Raw genomic sequence first — 18,182 nt, 5'->3', positions numbered from 1 at the left:
CAACTTTCCGAGGGTAGTGATGGCAACCATTGTTACGGCGACCTGGATAGGCTCTATCTCTGTGCTTCTCTGGGGAACGCTTGCACTGCTGACCAAGCTTACTGGCGGGGAAATTCCCGAATTTCAGTTGATGTCGATGACGTTTGGCGTCGCATTTATGCTGATGGGCGTGCGCTGGTTCCTGGCAGGCCACTCTGGAGTCCGCTATTTACGCCAGCCGCCCTTGGCCTGGTGCATCGGTGTTGGTGGACTGTTCGGTTACCATTTTGCCTACTTCAAGGCGATGACCCTGGCACCTGCGATAGAGGTGAGTTTACTTGCCTACCTCTGGCCGTTGTTTATTGTTCTGGTGTCGTCGCTGTTACCCGGTGAATCCTTACGTAAACCCCATATCCTGGGGGCGAGCCTTGCGCTTGTTGGGTGCTGGGTACTGATCGGAAGGAACAGCGATGGCTTTTCTGTTGGCAATATCGACGGTTATGTCGTGGCGTTCAGTTGTGCGCTGATCTGGTCGTCATACTCTGTTCTGTCCCGGTTAGTCAAAAATGTACCAACAGATGCCGTCGGGTGGTTTTGTGGTGTAACCGCTGTTCTGACCCTGGTGTGCCACCTGATTTGGGAAACCACGGTGTGGCCAACTGGCTGGGTTCAATGGACTGGCGTGTTAGGCCTGGGGTTGGGGCCGGTCGGTATAGCCTTTTTTACATGGGATTATGGGGTGAAGCACGGCAACATCCAATTGCTTGGCACTCTGGCTTACAGCGCTCCACTTATTTCCGTGGTATTGCTAATCGTCGCGGGTTACGGGGAGGCTACCGGCGCTGTTATTGCTGCCAGTGTTCTGATTGTGCTGGGTTCTTTAATCGCTGGCAGAGTGAAGCGGCAACCGGTGCCCGAGCCTGAAGCCATTCATTGATCACTCTTTTTGGAGGAGCGGAATATGATTAGTTGGGATGACTTTGAAAAGATAGAACTAAGGGTTGGTACGATCATCGAGGTAGAGGATTTTCCTGAAGCACGAAAACCTGCCTACAAGTTGAAAGTGGACTTCGGTCCTGAGATTGGTGTTCGTAAATCCAGTGCACAGATCACTGAGCTCTATGGCAAGGAAATGCTTAATGGAAAGCAGGTGCTCGCCGTTACCAATTTTCCTCCCAAACAGATCGGTCCGTTTGTGTCTGAATGCCTGGTTACCGGAGTGCATACGGAAGCGGGTGGAGTAGCATTGGTCGCCCCGGATTTTCCGGTCGAAAATGGCAAGAGGCTCCTCTGATCGTTTCGCACTGAAGCACTGGGCAACACCATTGTTGGCATGCGTTGGCGAATAGGCTGGCCGTATATCCTTCCCGGTCAACTTATCAAAATTCGCGAATTCTAATGCGAGCCCGTGTGCTTCAAGTTTTGGGAATATGGTGGAATCAAGCAGATTGACCTACGAGAAGTCTCCTCTCTCAATCTTGCTTATGACACGCTGCAATTCGGCTATTTGCTTCGAGTCTGAAAGGCAATCCAGAGGTCTTTTGTCATTAAGTGCCCGAATTGGTTGTGACAGTCACCAGATAGCTGTTTCTACATCACCTTCGTAGAGTTTAATCACATCGCAAACGATTTTCTGTTTTGCTGGGAGTATTGAATCTTGGTTGGTGGTCATATCTGCGTTACGCCCTTCGTAATGATGTATTAGCTAACCGGTTTCACCCGAAATACGTCCCAGCCGTTTCCTTACACTCGGACAATCAATATAGTGACTTGGGCGCAAGCTGGCAAAGATAGGTTCAAGCGTGACCGCTGCAGTCTTTTGGCAGGTAATGCAGATCAAAATAGAAGAATAGGGAAATCTAAGGAAGAAGTTAATATGTATCTGAGGCGAATCCATGCCTGCAATTATCGATCATTTGGTGATGGCACCAGTGGGCCCGTTCTGGACTGGGATCTGAACCCAGGCTTGAACATTCTGGTAGGTGAAAATGATGCAGGTAAAACGGCCATCATAGACGCTATTCGCCAGGTTCTTTTAACCACAAGCTACGAAAGCGTTCGTTTGTTTGAGCATGATTTCCATGTTGAAGGTTCAAGCAGAGCCAGGAGTTTGTTCATCGAGGCAACACTGTGCGATTTGTCTGAAGAACAGGAAAGCTCCGTCTTGGAATGGCTCACTTTCGAGGATGACGATACCTGCTCACTCATTATTCACCTGCAAGCGAAATACATTCCTGCTCAACCAATGAGGCGTGCCCGGGTGGACATAGTTGTGCGCGCAGGCAAGGACGGCGGGGGCCCTGAAGTTGGCCATGCCGTAAGAGAACTTGTGCGTGCTACCTACCTACGGCCATTACGTGATGCTGAGGCGGAATTGCGTCCTGGCCGCCAGTCCCGGCTGTCACAAATTCTTGCTGCACACAACAATATCGCTGGACAAGAAGTGAATGATTTCTCACCGGATGTCCCCAAAACCGTACCTGATAACCTAGTCGGACTTATGGCTTTCGCCCAACACCACTTGGGGGAGCATGAGGTCATCAGGGGCGTGGAAGACGATATCAATACAAATTACCTTGGTGAGTTTTCTTTTGCTGGTGATCGATTGGAGTCGAGAATTCGGATAGCGCCCGACCTTTCTCTGACTCGAATTCTGGAAAGGTTTGAGCTTTCGCTCCTGCCTCGTGAATCAATCCACCCCGATGAGCGCTGTGTTCGCGGCTTAGGTTTTAACAATGCACTCTTTATGGCTACGGAATTGGTTTTACTTCGCGACGGTGACGATCTTGCCTTACTCTTGATTGAAGAGCCTGAAGCTCATCTGCATCCACAGCTTCAAGATCGGGTTATGGGCCTTCTCGATCAGCATTCGAAGGAAGCCTCGAATGGAGAGAGGCGTGTCCAGGTAGTGCTGACCACGCACAGCCCATCATTGGTTTCGAGTGCGGACATTCAGGCAATGACCCTTGTCCATAAAGCACAAACTTACCCACTCTCATCAGGGCATACTAAGCTTAAGAAATCAGATTACTCGTTCTTGCGGCGATTCATCGATGCAACAAAGGCTAATTTGTTCTTTGCCCGTGGTGTGATGATGGTGGAAGGTCCCGCCGAGGCGATTCTGCTTCCTACCTTGGCAGAAGCTTGTGGCCGGTCATTTTCAAAACATGGTGTTTCGATCGTGAACGTCGGACATGTTGGCCTTTATCACTATGCTCGTATTATGCAGCGCGAGAATCCTGACCCGGAATACCCGGTGCCTGTAGTCTGCCTCACCGACCGTGATGTTGTCCCCGATGTTGCTAAGAGTTATGTGAATCAACCAAAAAACGGTAAGCGTTTCGATTCGGACTTCACCGCCAAGGAGATTGATGATCTGGTAATGCGCAAAAAGAACAAGGCGCAAGGGGGGAACACGATTGTCTGCGTATCGGATCGCTGGACTCTGGAATACGATCTCGCACTAAGTGGATGCGCGGAATTGATGCATAAAGCCATTTCGCTGGCTGAGACTGCCAAGAGTAAGGATGAGAGACTGAGCGACAAGGATGAGCAAGCTGCGATGGCCGCAGCTGAAAAATCCTGGGCCAGCCTCAAAGCTTCTGGCCATTCAGCCGAGGAGCTGGCATCGATTATTTACCAGCCTCTATATGAAAAGAAGGCATCTAAAGCTATTACCGCACAGTATGCTGCCGAGTTGCTGGAATCCGGAGATTACGGGCACGGCGATAGTTTTTTCCAAACCTTGCCTCACTATCTTCAAGAAGCGCTGAAACACCTGACGACGCTGCCAGAAAAAAAGTCGATCGATAGTATTTCTGTTGAAGAATAAGGAAAGGCTTTATGGCAGCTGTGAGCTTAGTCGCAAAGGATTTGGGTGATCTTGAGCAGCTCGTACCCGATTTGTGTTTCGACGACGAAGAAAGACGAGAAGCATTGCTTGAAAACGGCACTAGGGACTTCAATGCTGTACCAGGCAGCGGTAAGACATCTCTGCTTGCAGCTAAGCTTCTTCTGCTCGCAAAAAAATGGCCTCATTCCCACAAGGGAATTTGTATTCTGAGTCACACGAACATTGCACGTGAGGAGCTCACACTCCGGCTAGCAGCATCGGCAGAAGGCTCGCGGCTACTGTCTTACCCGCATTTCGTCGGGACCATTCACGGCTTTATCAATCAGTTCCTGGCAATGTCTACATTACGTTGTCTAGGGATTAATCTGGATGTCATTGATGATGAGGTATTCGCGAAGCGGGCTTGGTCACTTGCTAACAGCCCCCGGAATTCCAAGCTACGTTACTGGATCCGAAATCAACGTAATGGTGAAGAGCTCGTATCGAAGCTCTTCTACAAGAGTTCCAGGCTTGAGGTTCTGTCAGAAGGCGGGAAGTTGCCAAGACCTCATACAGCTTCATTCAAACAAATGGCTGGATTGAAGAAAGCGCTTGCGCATGAAGGCGTTTTTCGACATCGAGATATGTTTGCTTTTGCTGAACTCGCTCTTGCTGAACAACCGCATTTGCTGGATGTGATTCACCGGCGCTTTCCAATGGTCTTCATTGATGAGATGCAGGACACGTCGTGGGAGCAAGAGGATATTCTCAACCGACTCTTTGATAGCCGCTCTGTAGTGCAACGATTCGGCGATATCGACCAGCAAATCATTTCCGGAGATCCTGAGTCTGAGAAATTGACGTTTCCCCGAACAGGTCACGGAACTATCAGTACCAGCAAACGTTTTGGTCAACGTATTGCAGAGGCTGTGGAGAGTATTCGCGGCAGCCAACTACCCGTTGTAGGAGAGGCGCGTGGTGCTTGCAACCCTGCTATGATCCTGTACAAAACGACCAACATCGACCGTGTGGTGTTTCGTTTCGGTGAACTGGTGCTGGATCGTTTCAACGATGCTGAGCTGAAAAAACGGCCTGTCAGAGTAATGTGCGCCCGGCGCGGAGGTGAAGGCAAAGTGGTACCTGGTCGAAATATGGGGGACTACTGGCCCGCCTTTGGTCAAGCAAACAGAACACCTCCAAAAGATAGTCTGCAGGCTCTACTCTCCGTCCAGCGTGATCTTCATGACCGGCCAACGTTGTCTGCACGCGCATACGAAGTCCGGCAAGCTGTTCTTTTGGTGCTGCGAGCGGCAAAGGCGCCTTCGAGCGAGGGAGTGCGCAATGGCCGCTCCCTATTTCGTGCGGTGAGGGAGCAAGAGGGCAACCTTGGAGCGCTTCAGAGGCTTATCCGTGATTTAACACTGAATTCTGTCTCCTTGGTGTCTACTGACGACTGGATTTCGCTCGCCTCCAAGATGTACCAGGGCCTGTCCGATCTCCTGCCCAGCGCAATGACTATTGAGGAGTTCACAGCGCTTGATATCTTCGCGCACTCTCAAGAAGCGGAAGAGTGCAGACATAATGAACTGCCGACAGTTTGTAAATTAAGCAATGCCGGCCGAGAGCTGCAGTATACCTTGGGAACGGTTGCCAGTATGAAGGGTGAAACTCACGTTGCATCATTAGTGTTGGAGTCATACGGAGGCAACAGCAAGCGCTTCGATTTGCAGATGGCGCTTCCCTTTATTGCCGGCATAGGCAAAGGCTACGGCAAGCTAACGGTCACTCAACGGGCGCAAATGCGGAACTTATACGTTGCGATGTCTAGGCCAACAGATTTCTTGTGTTTAGCAGCTAATGAATCTCGGGTGGATGAGGACACGATAACAGCCCTGGTAGCAAAGGGGTGGGACATCGAAACATGTTGAGTGCGTGGTATCACTCGCATGTTTACATTCTTCAGGGTCCAATCTATTAGTGAAGATAACGTTGGCTTTGTAGTGGCCAATGATTTCGAGCGCCAACGTCGGTGGTAATATCGCCATCATAAACGAGGTGTCTGATGACCAGAAAGCGACGTTCTTTTTCTCCCGAGTTCAAACTGGAGCAGCCAGCTTGGTGCAGGATCAAGGTGATATGATTCCGCCGGCTAGTGCGTCCTTGGGGGTTGGCGAAAGCGCTGTTCGGTGCTGGGGTAGTCCGCTGCAATCATCTGGAGCGGGAGAAGGAAATTATTGAACCCCCTATACAAATAAACAGAGGGAGATGCGCTATGCAGCGAAATCTTGGAACCCATGTCAAGAATGCATCAGTGCATCAGCTACCTACCCGAAGTGCCAAGAGGGCTTTTTCGATTGAGGAGACATTGGGTCTCTCCCTTTCATAAACGGTTTGTCCGAGAGGCAAAAAAGTTTCGGAAAAATACTCCACTAGGTACGGAATCGGCATAAGGTCTCCGCGGAACCCAGGCCCAATATGCCAATCCTCGGATACTGCATTGCTCAGACGGGTCTTGAGCATCCTGCGTGCCCGGTTTCTTGCATGCACCAACGATCGGCGCTCCGCTTTCTGATCACCGGCTGCTGCCCTGCAGTTGTTGTAGATCAGATTAAGTAGCTCCTCGAGCGAAAAGTGCTTTGGTGTATCCAGAAATACCTCATCGTCACCTTTAACGGGCTCCGAAGAAAAATCGAAGTACTCTAGGCACCGCAAAAAATATTCCTTCGTTTCGGCCCGAATGAGCGAATTCCAGAGCGAGAGCAGTTCCTCCAGAGGAGTGGCAAGGAGTCGTCGGCGGATTAGGGTAGGGAGGCTAAGCATTATTCCGGATTGGCTCTCCCCAGCTTGACCGTCTACACGCACGTTGACCGCCAACTCGACCTCAGCTGGGTACCAGCTCAACATACCGTCTTGATCCAGATCGAAGGAGCCCTCGGGGCCGTCAGCTCGGATCTGGAGTAGCTGGTGCTGTAACAGGGTTTTGAGCATCGGGGACCAGCCATTAGGGTTAATAGTGAGGTGCCCATCAGCATTTCGAAAGGGGATTATGGATTGGCCGGTTGGAGACTCAAGGAATGAGCATACAGCTCCCAAGTGCAGAATCTCCCGGAGCGGAATGTCATCCAGGCTCTGGCGTTCTGCAGGAGATCTGGATGATTGAAAAATCATATAGTGGTTGGTCGATTTCGTAGAGTCGGAGATTTGCTTCTCAAGCTCATCCACGATCGCATCTATCTGTTCTAGATGCATTTTTTCCGAAAAATACCCTTGCATTCGGATTAAATGCTCAATCCTTAGTCTTTGAGGCAGGTAAAGCTCGACAGTGCTGGTAAGCTCACAGTAAATGCTTTTCTCGAGTTCATCACCTGACATGTCAGAGCACTGAAGCCAGCCCTCCATTACGCTAAGCAGCTCCTCGTGGGCCCCCATGGAATTGAACCCCATTCCAAAAGCTTCCACTGCTGTTGGTGTGAGGCGGAGAATAGACCTTGAGGCGCACTCCATCATCAAGGCTTTTGTCTCGTTGCTGTAGCAGGCACCCTCGTCTTCTACGCTTGGCAGCCCTGCAATTACAGGTATCAGAACATCTTCTACAGCTTGGTTGAAAGCATCCTTGGTTTCGAGGCTCAAAATCCATTGGGCAAGCACGTCAATCTTCGATGCCAAGGCCTCTGTTCCGAAAGCGAATAAAAACAGAGGGTCACCTTTTTGCGCAGACCAGCCAGTGCGTTCATAGGCATCTCGAAGGTAGCGTAACGCAATGGGTACTAAGCGTGGTTGCCCATCTCGAATTATTCGGTGGGCTAATCCTCGGGATGCCCAAAAGGTCTCGCAGTCTTCAGTCAGACTTCGGATGTCTTTATTTGTCTCTTTCTCTCCCAGGCCGATTGAAGCAACTCCCCCAACAGCATGACACAATGCGGCAAGGCGCTTTTCTGTATCATCAAGGCCGGAGAGGGCACCCTGTTTCAGTCGGATCAAGTCACAGAGATGATCTTCGCTAATCGGAGCGATGAGAGGGTAGCTCAAAGGGGTCAGATCAAGGTAGAGGGACGCCGGATTAATCGGATCTTGAGGCCCATGAGTACAAAGATGGTTCTCAAGGGTTTTTAACTCATTAGCATAGTTTTCGTGCCGACAAAGAGCTAGGTACAGTCGTGAAAGATGGGCAGTAGTTGACGTTCCCTTGATGTCACCGAATGGCGAGCAGTCGTAAGATGATTCCAAGGCGCCAAAAAGGCTTGTCTTGGATATCAGAGAGTTGTCATCAAGTATGAGATGGCCCATGGTTAACAGCGAGCCGAGAGCCTTTCGAATTATTTCCGGCTCTCGCGCTCTCAAGGCAGCATTGAAAACAATTGTCAGCGCAATGTAGGCAAGCTCACTGGAGTCGAGGTCCTTGTCACCGTTCCTGATTGCAGGGCTGCATAGCTCAAGAACCCGATCTAGGTGGCGCTTGTTTCTGACCTTCAGCGTTTCTGCATAGAGAACATCCCAGAGATGCTCTCTACTGGGCACTTTTTTCCTGTACTCCCTTATTTGCTGGCGGTGTTTTTGAACATTGGATGTGAAACAGCCCTTTTTCCGGAAATAATACCGGGCCATCGCTTGAAGGCTCTCAATATGGGACTCGCAAACGTTTTTGTTGGCGAGAGGGATGTGCTTGCTGTCGAAATGCTTACTCCAAATCTCGTCGCATTCGGCGAGATAGAGTTCACAGGAGTCAGGAAGCTGATCACGGTGATGCACTATGACATCACAGATTTGATCCCATTTATTTTCAGAGCGCCAATACTCGATGATAAGGCGCGCTGACTCGATATCCCCATCCTCGACCAAGTGCTTGAACTCAACTTCGGTGTGATTCAAAACGTGTTCAAAGAACTGCGATTTCATCCATGCGCCTCAAGAATTCAAATTAGATGCCAACTGTGTATAAGCCGCTTTTCGTCGTTTCATTGCTTATCACTTTCCCGATGCATGTTACCGCGGCAGATTCATGAATCAGTACAAGGCCTATCAATTTTTATCCCGGCATGCGCTGATTGAATGCTTGATGAGGGGGCTTTGTGATAAGCCCGTGCCGGCCGATTGTGAAGGGACCTCGGTGTGCGTTGATCCAGTAATTGTTGAAGACAAAGAGTATTGGCTGCCGCCTAAGGTCCCGCCCCAAAGGGTCTATATTGGGAAGACTATATCAACACGGATCGTGGGCTTGCCAGATAACGTTGGCTGCTCATGGCAACTCCTCTTATGCTCCAATCATAGGCTAGGAGTATCTATTGATACGGGGCAAGACCAATAGTGGTATGCACCTGCGTCATCTTTGGTATGGTATTGAGCTACTAGCTGGCCGTGAATGAACTAACTAATTGCGTAAGGCGGGCGCATTCCTGACAGGGTGGGGCTTCGCTCAGCGTTATGGTGCTGAGTCACCGAGATTGGATCAATAATGAATTTAGATGGGTTGAACGTGCGGGAAGCAAGGGATGACGACTATCGTTTTCTCGTTGCACTGGAACAAAAAGTGATTGATGCCGAGCGACCGTATAATTCGTCTTTGAAAGATAAAGATGCCTATTACTACGACATCGAAAAGCTGATTTCGGATCGTGATAGTCGGTTGGTCGTTGGAGAGGTGTCTGGCGATATCGTCGCTACAGGGTACGTTCAATTACGCCACTCAAAGCCTGCCTTGGACCATAATAAGCATGGATATTTGGGATTCATGTATGTAGCAGAGGAGTATAGAGGGCTCGGGCTAAACAAGGTTATCTTGCAAGATTTGGTTGGCTGGGGCCAACAACGAGGAGTGGCAGACTTCTACCTTGACGTTTACGCGGAGAATAACTCTGCGGTTCGAGCGTATGAGAAGTTTGGCTTTCGTGGTTCTTTGCTCGAGATGAAGTTGAATCTTGAGGGTTGATTCAAAAAAATAACTATTGCAGCATTCGTACCCTTTCCGTTGTGCCTTCAGCTCCATTCCATGGGCGCACGCTGCAACCATTAGTCTGTTTGCGAACGAGAGCCTTAATACGTCAGAGATGCTGCAGCTATGAGTTCAGTGAAGATCAGGTGCCCCGAAGAAAGAGATCGAACGTTGGCTTTAGAGATGTTACGAGATGCTAAAGTGATGCGGTTTCTTGGGCCTCATCGCCCCCTCACACAGACAGAGGCAATGGATTGGTTTGACGATGCGTTACACAAACCTTCCCGTTTTGCTATTGCTGATGCGAAGACAGATGAGTTCATTGGTTTCTGTGGCCTTAAGAAAATCAATGATATTTGGGATTTCGGTTACTTCCTGCGGTCGGAGTTTTGGGGGCGCGGAATAGCAACCGAAGCCTGCAGAATAGTTATTGAGCGGCTATCGACGCAAGCTGATTTCTCGAACACCCAGGTCTTTATTGCCGACGACAATAAAGCGAGTAAACGGGTAGCTGAAAAGCTTGGATGGAATAGAAGACAGTCAGGTTACAACAACGGTGAATTTGGTCATTTTTATTTGATTGCGCCGTAAATTCAGTAAAGTGTGCCAGAAGTGTAGTGTGAGCGACTGCTTTTGGTAGTTCGGATGACAATTGGTCCTCATTAACGTGGCTCCAAACTCCAGCCTTGTTCAGTAGCAAGTAAGCGATCTGTTAGTCCAAGGTTTTCCAGAAATGAGTCATCATGCGACACCACGATCAACGTGCCTTGGTAACTAAGCAACATGGTTTCCAATGCCTGTACTGAGGGCAAATCAAGGTGGTTGTTCGGTTCATCAAGTAACAACAGTTGCGGTGGTGAATCGGCGTAGAGTATGCAAGCGAGAGCTCCCTTTAGACGCTCACCGCCGCTCAGCGACCCGCTGGGTGTTGTTATCTTCTGCGCGTCAAGTCCTAGTTGAGCCAAGCGCATACGTAGATCCCCTTCGGTAGCTGTGCGATTGGCTAATCGTAACTGTTCTAGTACCGTCTTCTCTGGATCCAGGTTTTCTAATCGCTGATCGAGATATGCGCTCTCGGGCGTCACCTTGGATACCCCAGCCAAAGGCGAAACTTGCCCTGCAAACACCCGAAGCAATGTGGATTTACCACAACCGTTCGGGCCGACTACACCTATACGCTGTTGTCCACCCAGGATCAGGCTTATGGTTCGGGTTGCTCCCGATACGTACGGCAGCTCCGCGTCATTCAATTCGGCCACGCGACGCTTTGCGGCCTGCGTGATTGGTATTTTATGCAGGGTTATTTGCGACTCATCTTCAACTTGTTGTGCGGCTTCACGCACGCGTTGGTTGAGTTGTGCCTGGCTGGAGGCCTGTTTCTGGCGCAGCGCGCCTGACGATGTCTCGCTGCGCTCTTTCTGACGATCCAGCAAGATCTTGGCTTGATTGGCCTCTTTGCCTCGCCGGTTACCGCGCGCTTGCCGTTGTTCCTGCCGTACACGCTGCTTCCGCATCGCCTGTTCCTGCCATTGGCGTTCAAGCTTGCGCTCACTCAGGTTTTGTAGGGCGTTCTGTCGTTCGTGTGCCTTAGCCTCGGCGTAAAATGAGTAGTTGCCTCCATAGCTTTGCAGCCCCAGAGAAGACAATTCCACGATGCGCTCCATGGACTCCAGCAATTGCCTATCATGGCTGACCACGATCAGCCCACGCGGCCAGCGTTGTAGTTGTTCGATCAGCGCCTGTCGGTTGGGTCGGTCGAGATGGTTGCTCGGCTCATCGAGAATCAAGAAGTCTGCATCCGAGAGCATGGCACCAATCAAGGAAACTCGCATCGCCTCACCGCCGCTCAGAATGCTGGCAGGTGTATCTGCTTCAAAGAAGCCCAAGTTATTGCGCTCAAGTTCATAGCGAAGTCGCTGGTGTATGTCCCAGTGATCGCCTACTGCATCGAAATCCTCCGTTGCTGTACTGCCTGACTCAATACGTGCTAGCGCATCCAGCGTGTGCTTTACCCCCGCCAATTCGGCCACTGTAGAACCGTCAGGATGCACTATTTGCTGGGCGAGGTAATGCACGCTGCCGGAGCACTGGCAGTGGCCGGTGGTTGGTTGTATCAACCCAGCCAAGATGCGTGCTAGCAAAGTTTTGCCGACACCATTGCGTCCGACCAGTCCCGTTGAGCGCATATCGAACTGCTCGTGAAGGTCGGAGAAAAGAGTTCTGCCGTCTGGCAGAACGTGGGACACGTTTTTCAGTACGAGATGAGTATTCGTCATGCTTGATTCCAAAGATGCCAAGAACTCCCCCTGCTACTGGGGGCTGGTGGAGACTGGCCGTCATAACAACGGCGGCATCAATGGCGCATTGGACAAACACCTTATATTGGAAGAGATAGACCAAATATTGTACAAGCACTTGCAGAAATGGACAATGCAGTATTTTCAACAGATTGAATCGCCAAGTTCATGGTTAAATGTCCGGCGGCATCCAACACCTGTATGAGTTTTAGGTGCTTGGTTACTAAGCTACAGGCTATGGAGGTATCTTGGAGCACTCAGCACACTAAAGGCTGACGAGCCAGTAAATCGTCCTGTATTTTGGGTAAATTGAGGTCATTTCCGGACCATCCGAAGGGGGGAGCGGCGTGTTTGACTATATCTTGAGAACAACGATGGGATGAGCGTTTTATGGCAACTGAAAGTGAGTTTCTGATGGATCGATACAAACACCCGGTGGTGGCGACCATTGCTGTACTTTTCAGGAAAGAGAAGGTCTTACTGGTGCGCCGTGTCAACCCGCCAGATGCAGGTCGATGGGGGTTTCCGGGAGGGAAGATAGAGTTGGGAGAGACAGTCGAGATGGCGGCGGTGAGAGAACTGTATGAAGAGACCGGAGTTCAGGCTGCCGCCAGGAAAGTTTTCAATGCCGTGGATGCATATGATGTTGATGATGAAGGGCGTCTTCGCTCCCACTTTGTTCTGATTGCGGTGCTGTGTTTCTGGGAAGCGGGCGAACCGTTAGCTGGCGATGATGCACTGGATGCGGCGTTCGTTCCCATGACAACCCTGGGTACAAGTGATCTTGCCCTGAGCCTAGATGTGGAAGAAATCGCTCGGGAGGCCTATGCCTTAGTGTCTGCGCCAGGCTGTCTGTAAGCGGGATCAAGGAGGCCTAGGAGGCTGCGAACTTACACTGCTACTGGACGAGCGCGCAACAATACAGTTTTTGATCATGACTGATAGAGAGTTTGAGAGCCTCCAGCTCTATGGCCTGTTCGAGGAAGGTCGTTGAGCCTCAAAATTGAAGATGAGGTCCTCGGGTAGACGCCTACTGGATGTCCTGTGCCCCCAACACGACGCGTATGGCGGAGGGGCATACGCCAGGAACGATGGAGTCTGTTACCGTCAGCAGCGGTCAACTGGAAGTCGGTGTCACCGGCCAAAGCCAGCATTTGCGGGCCGGCGAGAGCCACACCTTTACCGGACACGGGAAGCCTAGGCGACGTTACTGGTTACCACCGTGTACCAGAAAGAAGGTGAGGAATTATGAGTGTTCAGACAGCCAGCGCGGGCGGGCACGCCTGGTTGAGCGGGGTACGGGATGCGACTCCGCTGCTAATCAATGCCCGGCATCTGGTGTATGCCCGAACCTAGCGCCCTGGCTCACCGGGAACCGGTGGTGGTTCTGGTTGATGCACGGGCTGACGGATCAAGTCTTCGCCCTGGCGCACACCCGCCTTGCGGCGCTTCTGGACGCTGCGGTGTTCTTTGCGATGCAATCCAATACACGGGCGGAGGCTTAACGCATGACTGGTGAACTGTGGGTTGCGGTGATGGTTCCCGCAGCCGGCACCCTGAATGCCTGGGTTGCAACGGCTGTTGGGGGATGCGTAACTCTGCTAGTCTGGTGGAAAACAAAGTCCCTGGGGTGGCCGGTCGTCTCGGGCGTTGTGGTGTTTGGTGTGGTGCGGTTTCTCAATTTCGTTGTGATTTAACTGATCAAGGATAGGAGTGAATATGAGTACTCATACTTCCAGCCAGAAGATAACAACCTCTAAGATTCAGGCCATGAAAGGGCGAGGTAGCATTGTTTCCCTTACAGCATACACGAAGCCCATGGCAGAACTCATGGACCCTTTTGTCGATCTGATCATCGTCGGGGATTCCACAGGGATGGTGGCTTACGGATACGATTCTACGTTGCCCGTTACTCTGGATATGATGATTAACCATGGTGCAGCAGTGGTGCGTGGCAGCCAGAAAGCCTGCATCGTTATCGATATGCCCTATGGCTCGTATCAAGAAAGCAAGGAGCTGGCTTTCCGAAACGCGGCGCGTTTACTGACGGAAACTGGTGCTCAGGGCATCAAGGTTGAAGGTGGGTTAGAGCTTGTTGAAACGGTGGAGTTCCTGGTCAGTCGTGGTATACCGGTAATGCCACATATTGGCTTGCGTCCTCAGCATGCAAACACTATGGGCGGATTTAAGGCCCAGGGCAGAGATGAGGCTGCAGCCCAACGGTTGGTCGAAGAAGCACAGGCTTTTGAGTCTGTTGGCGCGTTCTCAGTCTTAATTGAAGGGGTATTTGAAGCCGCCGCGCGGCGTGTTACGCAATCTTTAGCCATTCCTGCCATTGGTATTGGCGCGTCTCCCGAGTGTGATGGCCAAGTGCTGGTAACGGAGGATATCCTGGGCTTGTTCTCTGACTACACGCCGAAATTTGCCAAAAAGTACGTCGATCTGAGCGCCCAAATCAAGGATGTGTTTGCGCTGTATGAAAGAGAGGTCAGAGCCGGCGAATTTCCCGCAGAGGAGCATTGCTTTGGGATTGAGAAGCAACCAACTTAGATTGTCTGGAGGGCCAAGGGGTTGTGTGTGAACAAGTGCGAAACAAAGGGAATGAGCCGAACCTGGGCAAGCCTGAGTATCTCTATCACGGTAGTCGACAAAAAACCGTTCGGCTAGAGCCAGCTCAGGGTATTGGACATGGTGAGGCTGACAACGAGCACGGTATTTATGCTGTCTCAGAGCGGGATTTAGCTGTTCCGTTTGCAATCACATATTACCCCCTGAGCCCTCGTGCAGTTTTCTCGGTCGACACCTCGCAACGTCCACCCCGGATAATGCTGAGGGATACTGAAGTAAGTTGGCATGAGAAGGGGTATATCTATACGTTGCGATCTGAACCCTTTGAGCAAATAGATGCTCATCAGTGGGTTTCGCGAGTCTCTGTAGAGCCAGTGTTGATTGAAGAAATTACCCCTGAGCTCTACCGGGATTGGGTCATTGATTCCTGACTACGGCTAATTCATCGTGGAGACGAAGGCGCCTGTCGTCATTTGTCATCCGATACAGCCGTACCCTCTTATTATGAAACTCTTGCATGGTGTAGCAGGCGAACCCAGCCTTTTCAGTTACTCGAACTGAGGCCGCATGGTCTGGTTCTATAATGACCACTACTGACTCACACTGTTTTTGATCGAAAGCATACCGCAGCACCCCTTTAACAGCTTCGCTTGCAAACCCTTGATTCCAGTATCGCCGCGCTAATCGATAACCGAGGTTGATCTCCTCAACCCCTCCGACTAGCTCAGGCCCAATACCGCAGAAGCCAACAAGTTTTCCCGACCTCTTCTCAGTTAATGCCCATGGACCCATACCATGGGATGCGTAACATTCCTGGCACCAACATATGAATTTGCGGGTAGCTTCTTCATCACAAACCCCTCGAACGGAATACCTCATGACCTCAGGGTCACTCAGTATCTCAGTGAGCGCGGGAATATCTTGATGGGATAGCTGCGTTACGATTAGTCGTTTCGTTTGAAACACATACACCGTGTGTACCTATGATTGGAATTTTTAAAATTGGCCCTCAGGAACCGTCGAATTCCACCAGTCGTACTGCAACATTGGCGTGGCGTGCTCCTGATGTACTTTCGTGGTGCGAGCCAAACAAATGGACCCACTTGCCTTTTTCCAGCAATAACTCCCCACTTCCCAAGCTTTGTCCGCTGCTTGTCGTATGTGTACCCGCATAGTTGAACGAGAACGTGTTGGATGAGTCTTTGATCGGGCTGAATTCATATCCCATGGTGACGTAATCGGACGCGACGAAGCCGTTATCTTCAGTAAACACAGCCGTTTTCACAACACTCGACTCCTGCAAAAAATCTGACAGCAATACGGACGGATGACCATTCGGCTTGACGGCTTCGCATTCGCAGTGCCGGATTTCCAAGACCAAATGCTTGCTGCCAATGTAGGCCTCAGGAGTGGCATTTTCGGCCAGCGTGAAGGCGGGAAGTACAGAAAGGCCGGTTAGAAAAAGCGGCAATAAAATTCTTGGCATCATTGGCATAGAACCTCCATCTTGAGATGCTTTAATGTTAAACGAACTGAGTGACGGTGATGACCATTTGATTCGCATTCCGTTGACGACATTATTACACATGGAGCTACTGTTCGAGGTCGCGCACTTCACCTGCCGTCATACCACAAAACCATTTGCAGTATAATGAAGTTACTGAGCGGAGCGGCTTTCTAAGTTTTACAGTATGGCAATGACCGATCAGGCTGCCAGATGCCGCTTTACGCGGCTCCTTCGTCACCACCGTGCTTCGTCAAACAGACTAAGGAGAGCTGATGTTGGATTTAGCTAATGTAGTTCCGTGGGGGCGATCGCTAAAGGAATATCAGGCGATGTTTGAGCTATCGAATGATGACCTGAACAAGAAAATTCTGGGTTGCGGCGATGGCCCGGCCAGCTTCAATGCTGAGGCGACAGAGGTAGGATGCCAAGTCATCTCATGTGATCCGGTATATCAATTCAAGGTTGATGAAGTGCGTCACCGAATTGGCGAGGTGTACCCAGAAATCATGGCCAAGATGCAACAGGCCGCAGACAGTTATGTTTGGGACTCATTCAATAGCGTTGAGCATCTTGGCGAGGTTCGGATGGAAGCTATGTCGCGGTTCCTGTCCGATTTTGATGCTGGTTACCAACAAGGACGGTATGTGTCGGCGTCATTGCCTATGCTGCCATTCTCTGACTCCAAGTTTGATCTGGCACTCTGCTCTCACTTTCTTTTCCTTTACAGTGATCATTTAGATCGGGCGGCCCATCTGGCATCAATGCGGGAGTTATGCAGAGTTGCCTCTGAGGTTCGCGTCTTTCCAGTTGTCTCGCTGGACGGAAAAACCTCAAAGCACCTTGATTCGGTCATGGCGGGACTATCCGCTGACAGAATCGCTGTCTCGTTGCAGCCTGTTAGCTATCGTTTTCAAAAGGGCGCTACTGAGATGTTGGTGGCAAAATCGGCATAACCATTGGCTGTTGTCGGACGACCCTACGGGCCACTTCGGCACGTTCCAAAGCTAAGTTTTAAATTTACAGAGTGAGATCTCTCATGGGGTTGAAGGGAAGCTGTTTGTGTGGCGAGATAAGTTACGAAATCGACTCAGTGGATATGCCAATCGTGCATTGCCATTGTCAGACTTGTCGTAAAGCCCATGCGGCACCGTTCGCCTCCACTGCGGGAGTAAAGCGCGAGAATTTCCATTGGCTCAGAGGTAAGCGTTCTATTTCTACGTTCGAATCATCCCCTGGAAAATTGCGCCATTTTTGCAAACGCTGTGGTTCCCATTTGGTGGCTGAAAGGCCTGTGCAACCCCACGTCATTGTTCGGGTAGCTACTCTGGACCATGATCCCGGTTTAAAACCAAAGGCTCATATTTGGGTGTCGCACGACGTGCCATGGCTTGAGTACGATAGGGCGTGTAAGCATAGAGAGTGGCGAGACGACATTTAACAAATCAATCGAGTTTCCGGCATGAAGGCCTGCCACCGGATGCCCCTGCCGGGGCGGCGCTTATTTGTGGCATCAACTGGGAGGGAGCCCATGAATCAGAGTCTTGCGGATGAGCTGATCATGATGCTGATAGAAGACCAGCGATTGTTACAGCGACTCTTCGATTCCGGCGAGTTACCGTCGGATTCCTACCATCCCCGGCTGAAAGCACTGCACCAGCGCAACGCCTCCCGCCTGCAGGAAATCATCAGAGCTCACTGCTGGCCTGGTGTTTCCTTGGTCGGGGAGGAAGCCTCCAAAGCCGCCTGGCTGGTGGCTCAGCATTCGGTGTCCGAGGCCGGGTTCATGGCGGAATGCGTTCACTTGCTGGAGGAAGCCGTTGCGAAAGGCGACGCCGAGGGTTGGCAGTTGGCGTTTCTTCAGGATCGGGTGCGGACGTTAGCCGGCGAGCCACAATATTACGGCACCCAGTTTGATGTTGATGAAAACGGGTGGCCAACACCGTTTCCCATCAAGGACTCCGCCTCGGTTAATGAGCGCCGTGCGCGCCTTGGGCTTGATTCTTTGGAGGAGCGTTTAGAACAAATGACTGAGCAGGAACGAACGAGACGTGCCAACAGCTAGCACACCAG

19 protein-coding genes are annotated in these 18,182 nt (G+C 51.0%); 15 read left to right on the top strand and 4 right to left on the bottom strand.

Features of this window, described 5'->3' with window-relative positions:
• Positions 1–19 precede the first annotated feature (19 nt).
• From AADB16_RS14160 to AADB16_RS14145, 4 genes are all read left to right on the top strand, one after another.
• Positions 20–916: a DMT family transporter gene (locus tag AADB16_RS14160; protein ID WP_410804181.1), complete on the top strand. Its 897-nt coding sequence runs from the start codon at positions 20–22 to the stop codon at positions 914–916.
• Positions 917–940: 24 nt separating this feature from the next.
• Positions 941–1,273 carry a tRNA-binding protein gene (locus AADB16_RS14155; RefSeq protein ID WP_410804179.1) on the top strand — a complete coding sequence of 111 codons (333 nt, stop codon included), beginning with the start codon at positions 941–943 and terminating at the stop codon, positions 1,271–1,273.
• A gap of 471 nt (positions 1,274–1,744) precedes the next feature.
• Positions 1,745–3,811, top strand: coding sequence for an ATP-dependent nuclease (locus tag AADB16_RS14150; RefSeq protein ID WP_410804177.1), 2,067 nt, complete (start codon positions 1,745–1,747; stop codon positions 3,809–3,811).
• Between the two features lie 11 nt (positions 3,812–3,822).
• Positions 3,823–5,739 carry a UvrD-helicase domain-containing protein gene (locus AADB16_RS14145; RefSeq protein WP_410804175.1) on the top strand — a complete coding sequence of 639 codons (1,917 nt, stop codon included), beginning with the start codon at positions 3,823–3,825 and terminating at the stop codon, positions 5,737–5,739.
• Positions 5,740–6,127: 388 nt separating this feature from the next.
• Here the strand turns inward: AADB16_RS14145 and AADB16_RS14140 are convergent, their stop codons facing one another.
• Positions 6,128–8,707: a hypothetical protein gene (locus AADB16_RS14140; protein ID WP_410804174.1), complete on the bottom strand. Its 2,580-nt coding sequence runs from the start codon at positions 8,705–8,707 to the stop codon at positions 6,128–6,130.
• A gap of 556 nt (positions 8,708–9,263) precedes the next feature.
• On the opposite strand from AADB16_RS14140, the gene AADB16_RS14135 reads away from it, so the two are divergent.
• Both AADB16_RS14135 and AADB16_RS14130 read left to right on the top strand, forming a co-directional pair.
• The gene (locus tag AADB16_RS14135) at positions 9,264–9,737 is read left to right on the top strand and encodes a GNAT family N-acetyltransferase (RefSeq protein WP_410804172.1); all 474 of its coding nucleotides are present in this window, start codon (positions 9,264–9,266) and stop codon (positions 9,735–9,737) included.
• A gap of 129 nt (positions 9,738–9,866) precedes the next feature.
• Positions 9,867–10,331, top strand: coding sequence for a GNAT family N-acetyltransferase (locus tag AADB16_RS14130; RefSeq protein ID WP_410804170.1), 465 nt, complete (start codon positions 9,867–9,869; stop codon positions 10,329–10,331).
• Positions 10,332–10,402: 71 nt separating this feature from the next.
• Here the strand turns inward: AADB16_RS14130 and AADB16_RS14125 are convergent, their stop codons facing one another.
• Positions 10,403–12,016 carry an ABC-F family ATP-binding cassette domain-containing protein gene (locus tag AADB16_RS14125; protein ID WP_410804168.1) on the bottom strand — a complete coding sequence of 538 codons (1,614 nt, stop codon included), beginning with the start codon at positions 12,014–12,016 and terminating at the stop codon, positions 10,403–10,405.
• Between AADB16_RS14125 and AADB16_RS14120 the strand changes: the two genes are divergently transcribed.
• The 6 genes from AADB16_RS14120 to AADB16_RS14095 all read left to right on the top strand — a co-directional run bounded on the left by AADB16_RS14120 (position 12,015) and on the right by AADB16_RS14095 (position 15,036).
• The gene (locus AADB16_RS14120) at positions 12,015–12,242 is read left to right on the top strand and encodes a hypothetical protein (protein WP_410804166.1); all 228 of its coding nucleotides are present in this window, start codon (positions 12,015–12,017) and stop codon (positions 12,240–12,242) included. The genes AADB16_RS14125 and AADB16_RS14120 overlap by 2 nt on opposite strands.
• A 185-nt stretch (positions 12,243–12,427) precedes the next feature.
• A complete protein-coding gene (locus AADB16_RS14115; protein ID WP_410804165.1) occupies positions 12,428–12,895 on the top strand; it encodes an NUDIX hydrolase in 468 nt (155 codons plus the stop codon).
• Between the two features lie 233 nt (positions 12,896–13,128).
• On the top strand, positions 13,129–13,542 hold the full coding sequence (locus tag AADB16_RS14110; protein WP_410804163.1) for a hypothetical protein: 414 nt from the start codon (positions 13,129–13,131) through the stop codon (positions 13,540–13,542).
• Positions 13,543–13,545: 3 nt separating this feature from the next.
• Positions 13,546–13,734, top strand: coding sequence for a hypothetical protein (locus AADB16_RS14105; protein WP_410804161.1), 189 nt, complete (start codon positions 13,546–13,548; stop codon positions 13,732–13,734).
• A gap of 22 nt (positions 13,735–13,756) precedes the next feature.
• On the top strand, positions 13,757–14,587 hold the full coding sequence (gene panB, locus AADB16_RS14100; protein ID WP_410804159.1) for a 3-methyl-2-oxobutanoate hydroxymethyltransferase: 831 nt from the start codon (positions 13,757–13,759) through the stop codon (positions 14,585–14,587).
• Positions 14,588–14,622: 35 nt separating this feature from the next.
• Positions 14,623–15,036 carry a hypothetical protein gene (locus tag AADB16_RS14095; protein WP_410804157.1) on the top strand — a complete coding sequence of 138 codons (414 nt, stop codon included), beginning with the start codon at positions 14,623–14,625 and terminating at the stop codon, positions 15,034–15,036.
• Here AADB16_RS14095 and AADB16_RS14090 read toward each other — a convergent pair.
• Together AADB16_RS14090 and AADB16_RS14085 are read right to left on the bottom strand one after the other, a co-directional pair.
• Positions 15,023–15,571 (bottom strand): GNAT family N-acetyltransferase, encoded by a 549-nt coding sequence (locus AADB16_RS14090; protein WP_410804155.1) that lies wholly within the window; start codon positions 15,569–15,571, stop codon positions 15,023–15,025. The genes AADB16_RS14095 and AADB16_RS14090 overlap by 14 nt on opposite strands.
• Before the next feature lie 43 nt (positions 15,572–15,614).
• Complete coding sequence (locus tag AADB16_RS14085) at positions 15,615–16,100, bottom strand: hypothetical protein (protein ID WP_410804153.1); 486 nt, start codon at positions 16,098–16,100, stop codon at positions 15,615–15,617.
• 284 nt (positions 16,101–16,384) lie between these two features.
• On the opposite strand from AADB16_RS14085, the gene AADB16_RS14080 reads away from it, so the two are divergent.
• The 3 genes from AADB16_RS14080 to AADB16_RS14070 all read left to right on the top strand — a co-directional run bounded on the left by AADB16_RS14080 (position 16,385) and on the right by AADB16_RS14070 (position 18,174).
• Positions 16,385–17,065 (top strand): class I SAM-dependent methyltransferase, encoded by a 681-nt coding sequence (locus AADB16_RS14080; RefSeq protein ID WP_410804151.1) that lies wholly within the window; start codon positions 16,385–16,387, stop codon positions 17,063–17,065.
• Positions 17,066–17,148: 83 nt separating this feature from the next.
• Complete coding sequence (locus AADB16_RS14075; RefSeq protein ID WP_410804149.1) at positions 17,149–17,550, top strand: GFA family protein; 402 nt, start codon at positions 17,149–17,151, stop codon at positions 17,548–17,550.
• 90 nt (positions 17,551–17,640) lie between these two features.
• Positions 17,641–18,174: a DUF6624 domain-containing protein gene (locus tag AADB16_RS14070; protein ID WP_410804147.1), complete on the top strand. Its 534-nt coding sequence runs from the start codon at positions 17,641–17,643 to the stop codon at positions 18,172–18,174.
• Positions 18,175–18,182 lie beyond the last annotated feature (8 nt).

The organism is Marinobacter sp. KMM 10035 (assembly GCF_046537445.1).
In the GTDB taxonomy this organism is placed as follows: Bacteria; Pseudomonadota; Gammaproteobacteria; order Pseudomonadales; family Oleiphilaceae; genus Marinobacter; species Marinobacter sediminicola.
The sequence above is the reverse complement of the archived record's forward strand: the minus strand, read 5'-3'. Positions and strand labels throughout refer to the sequence as shown.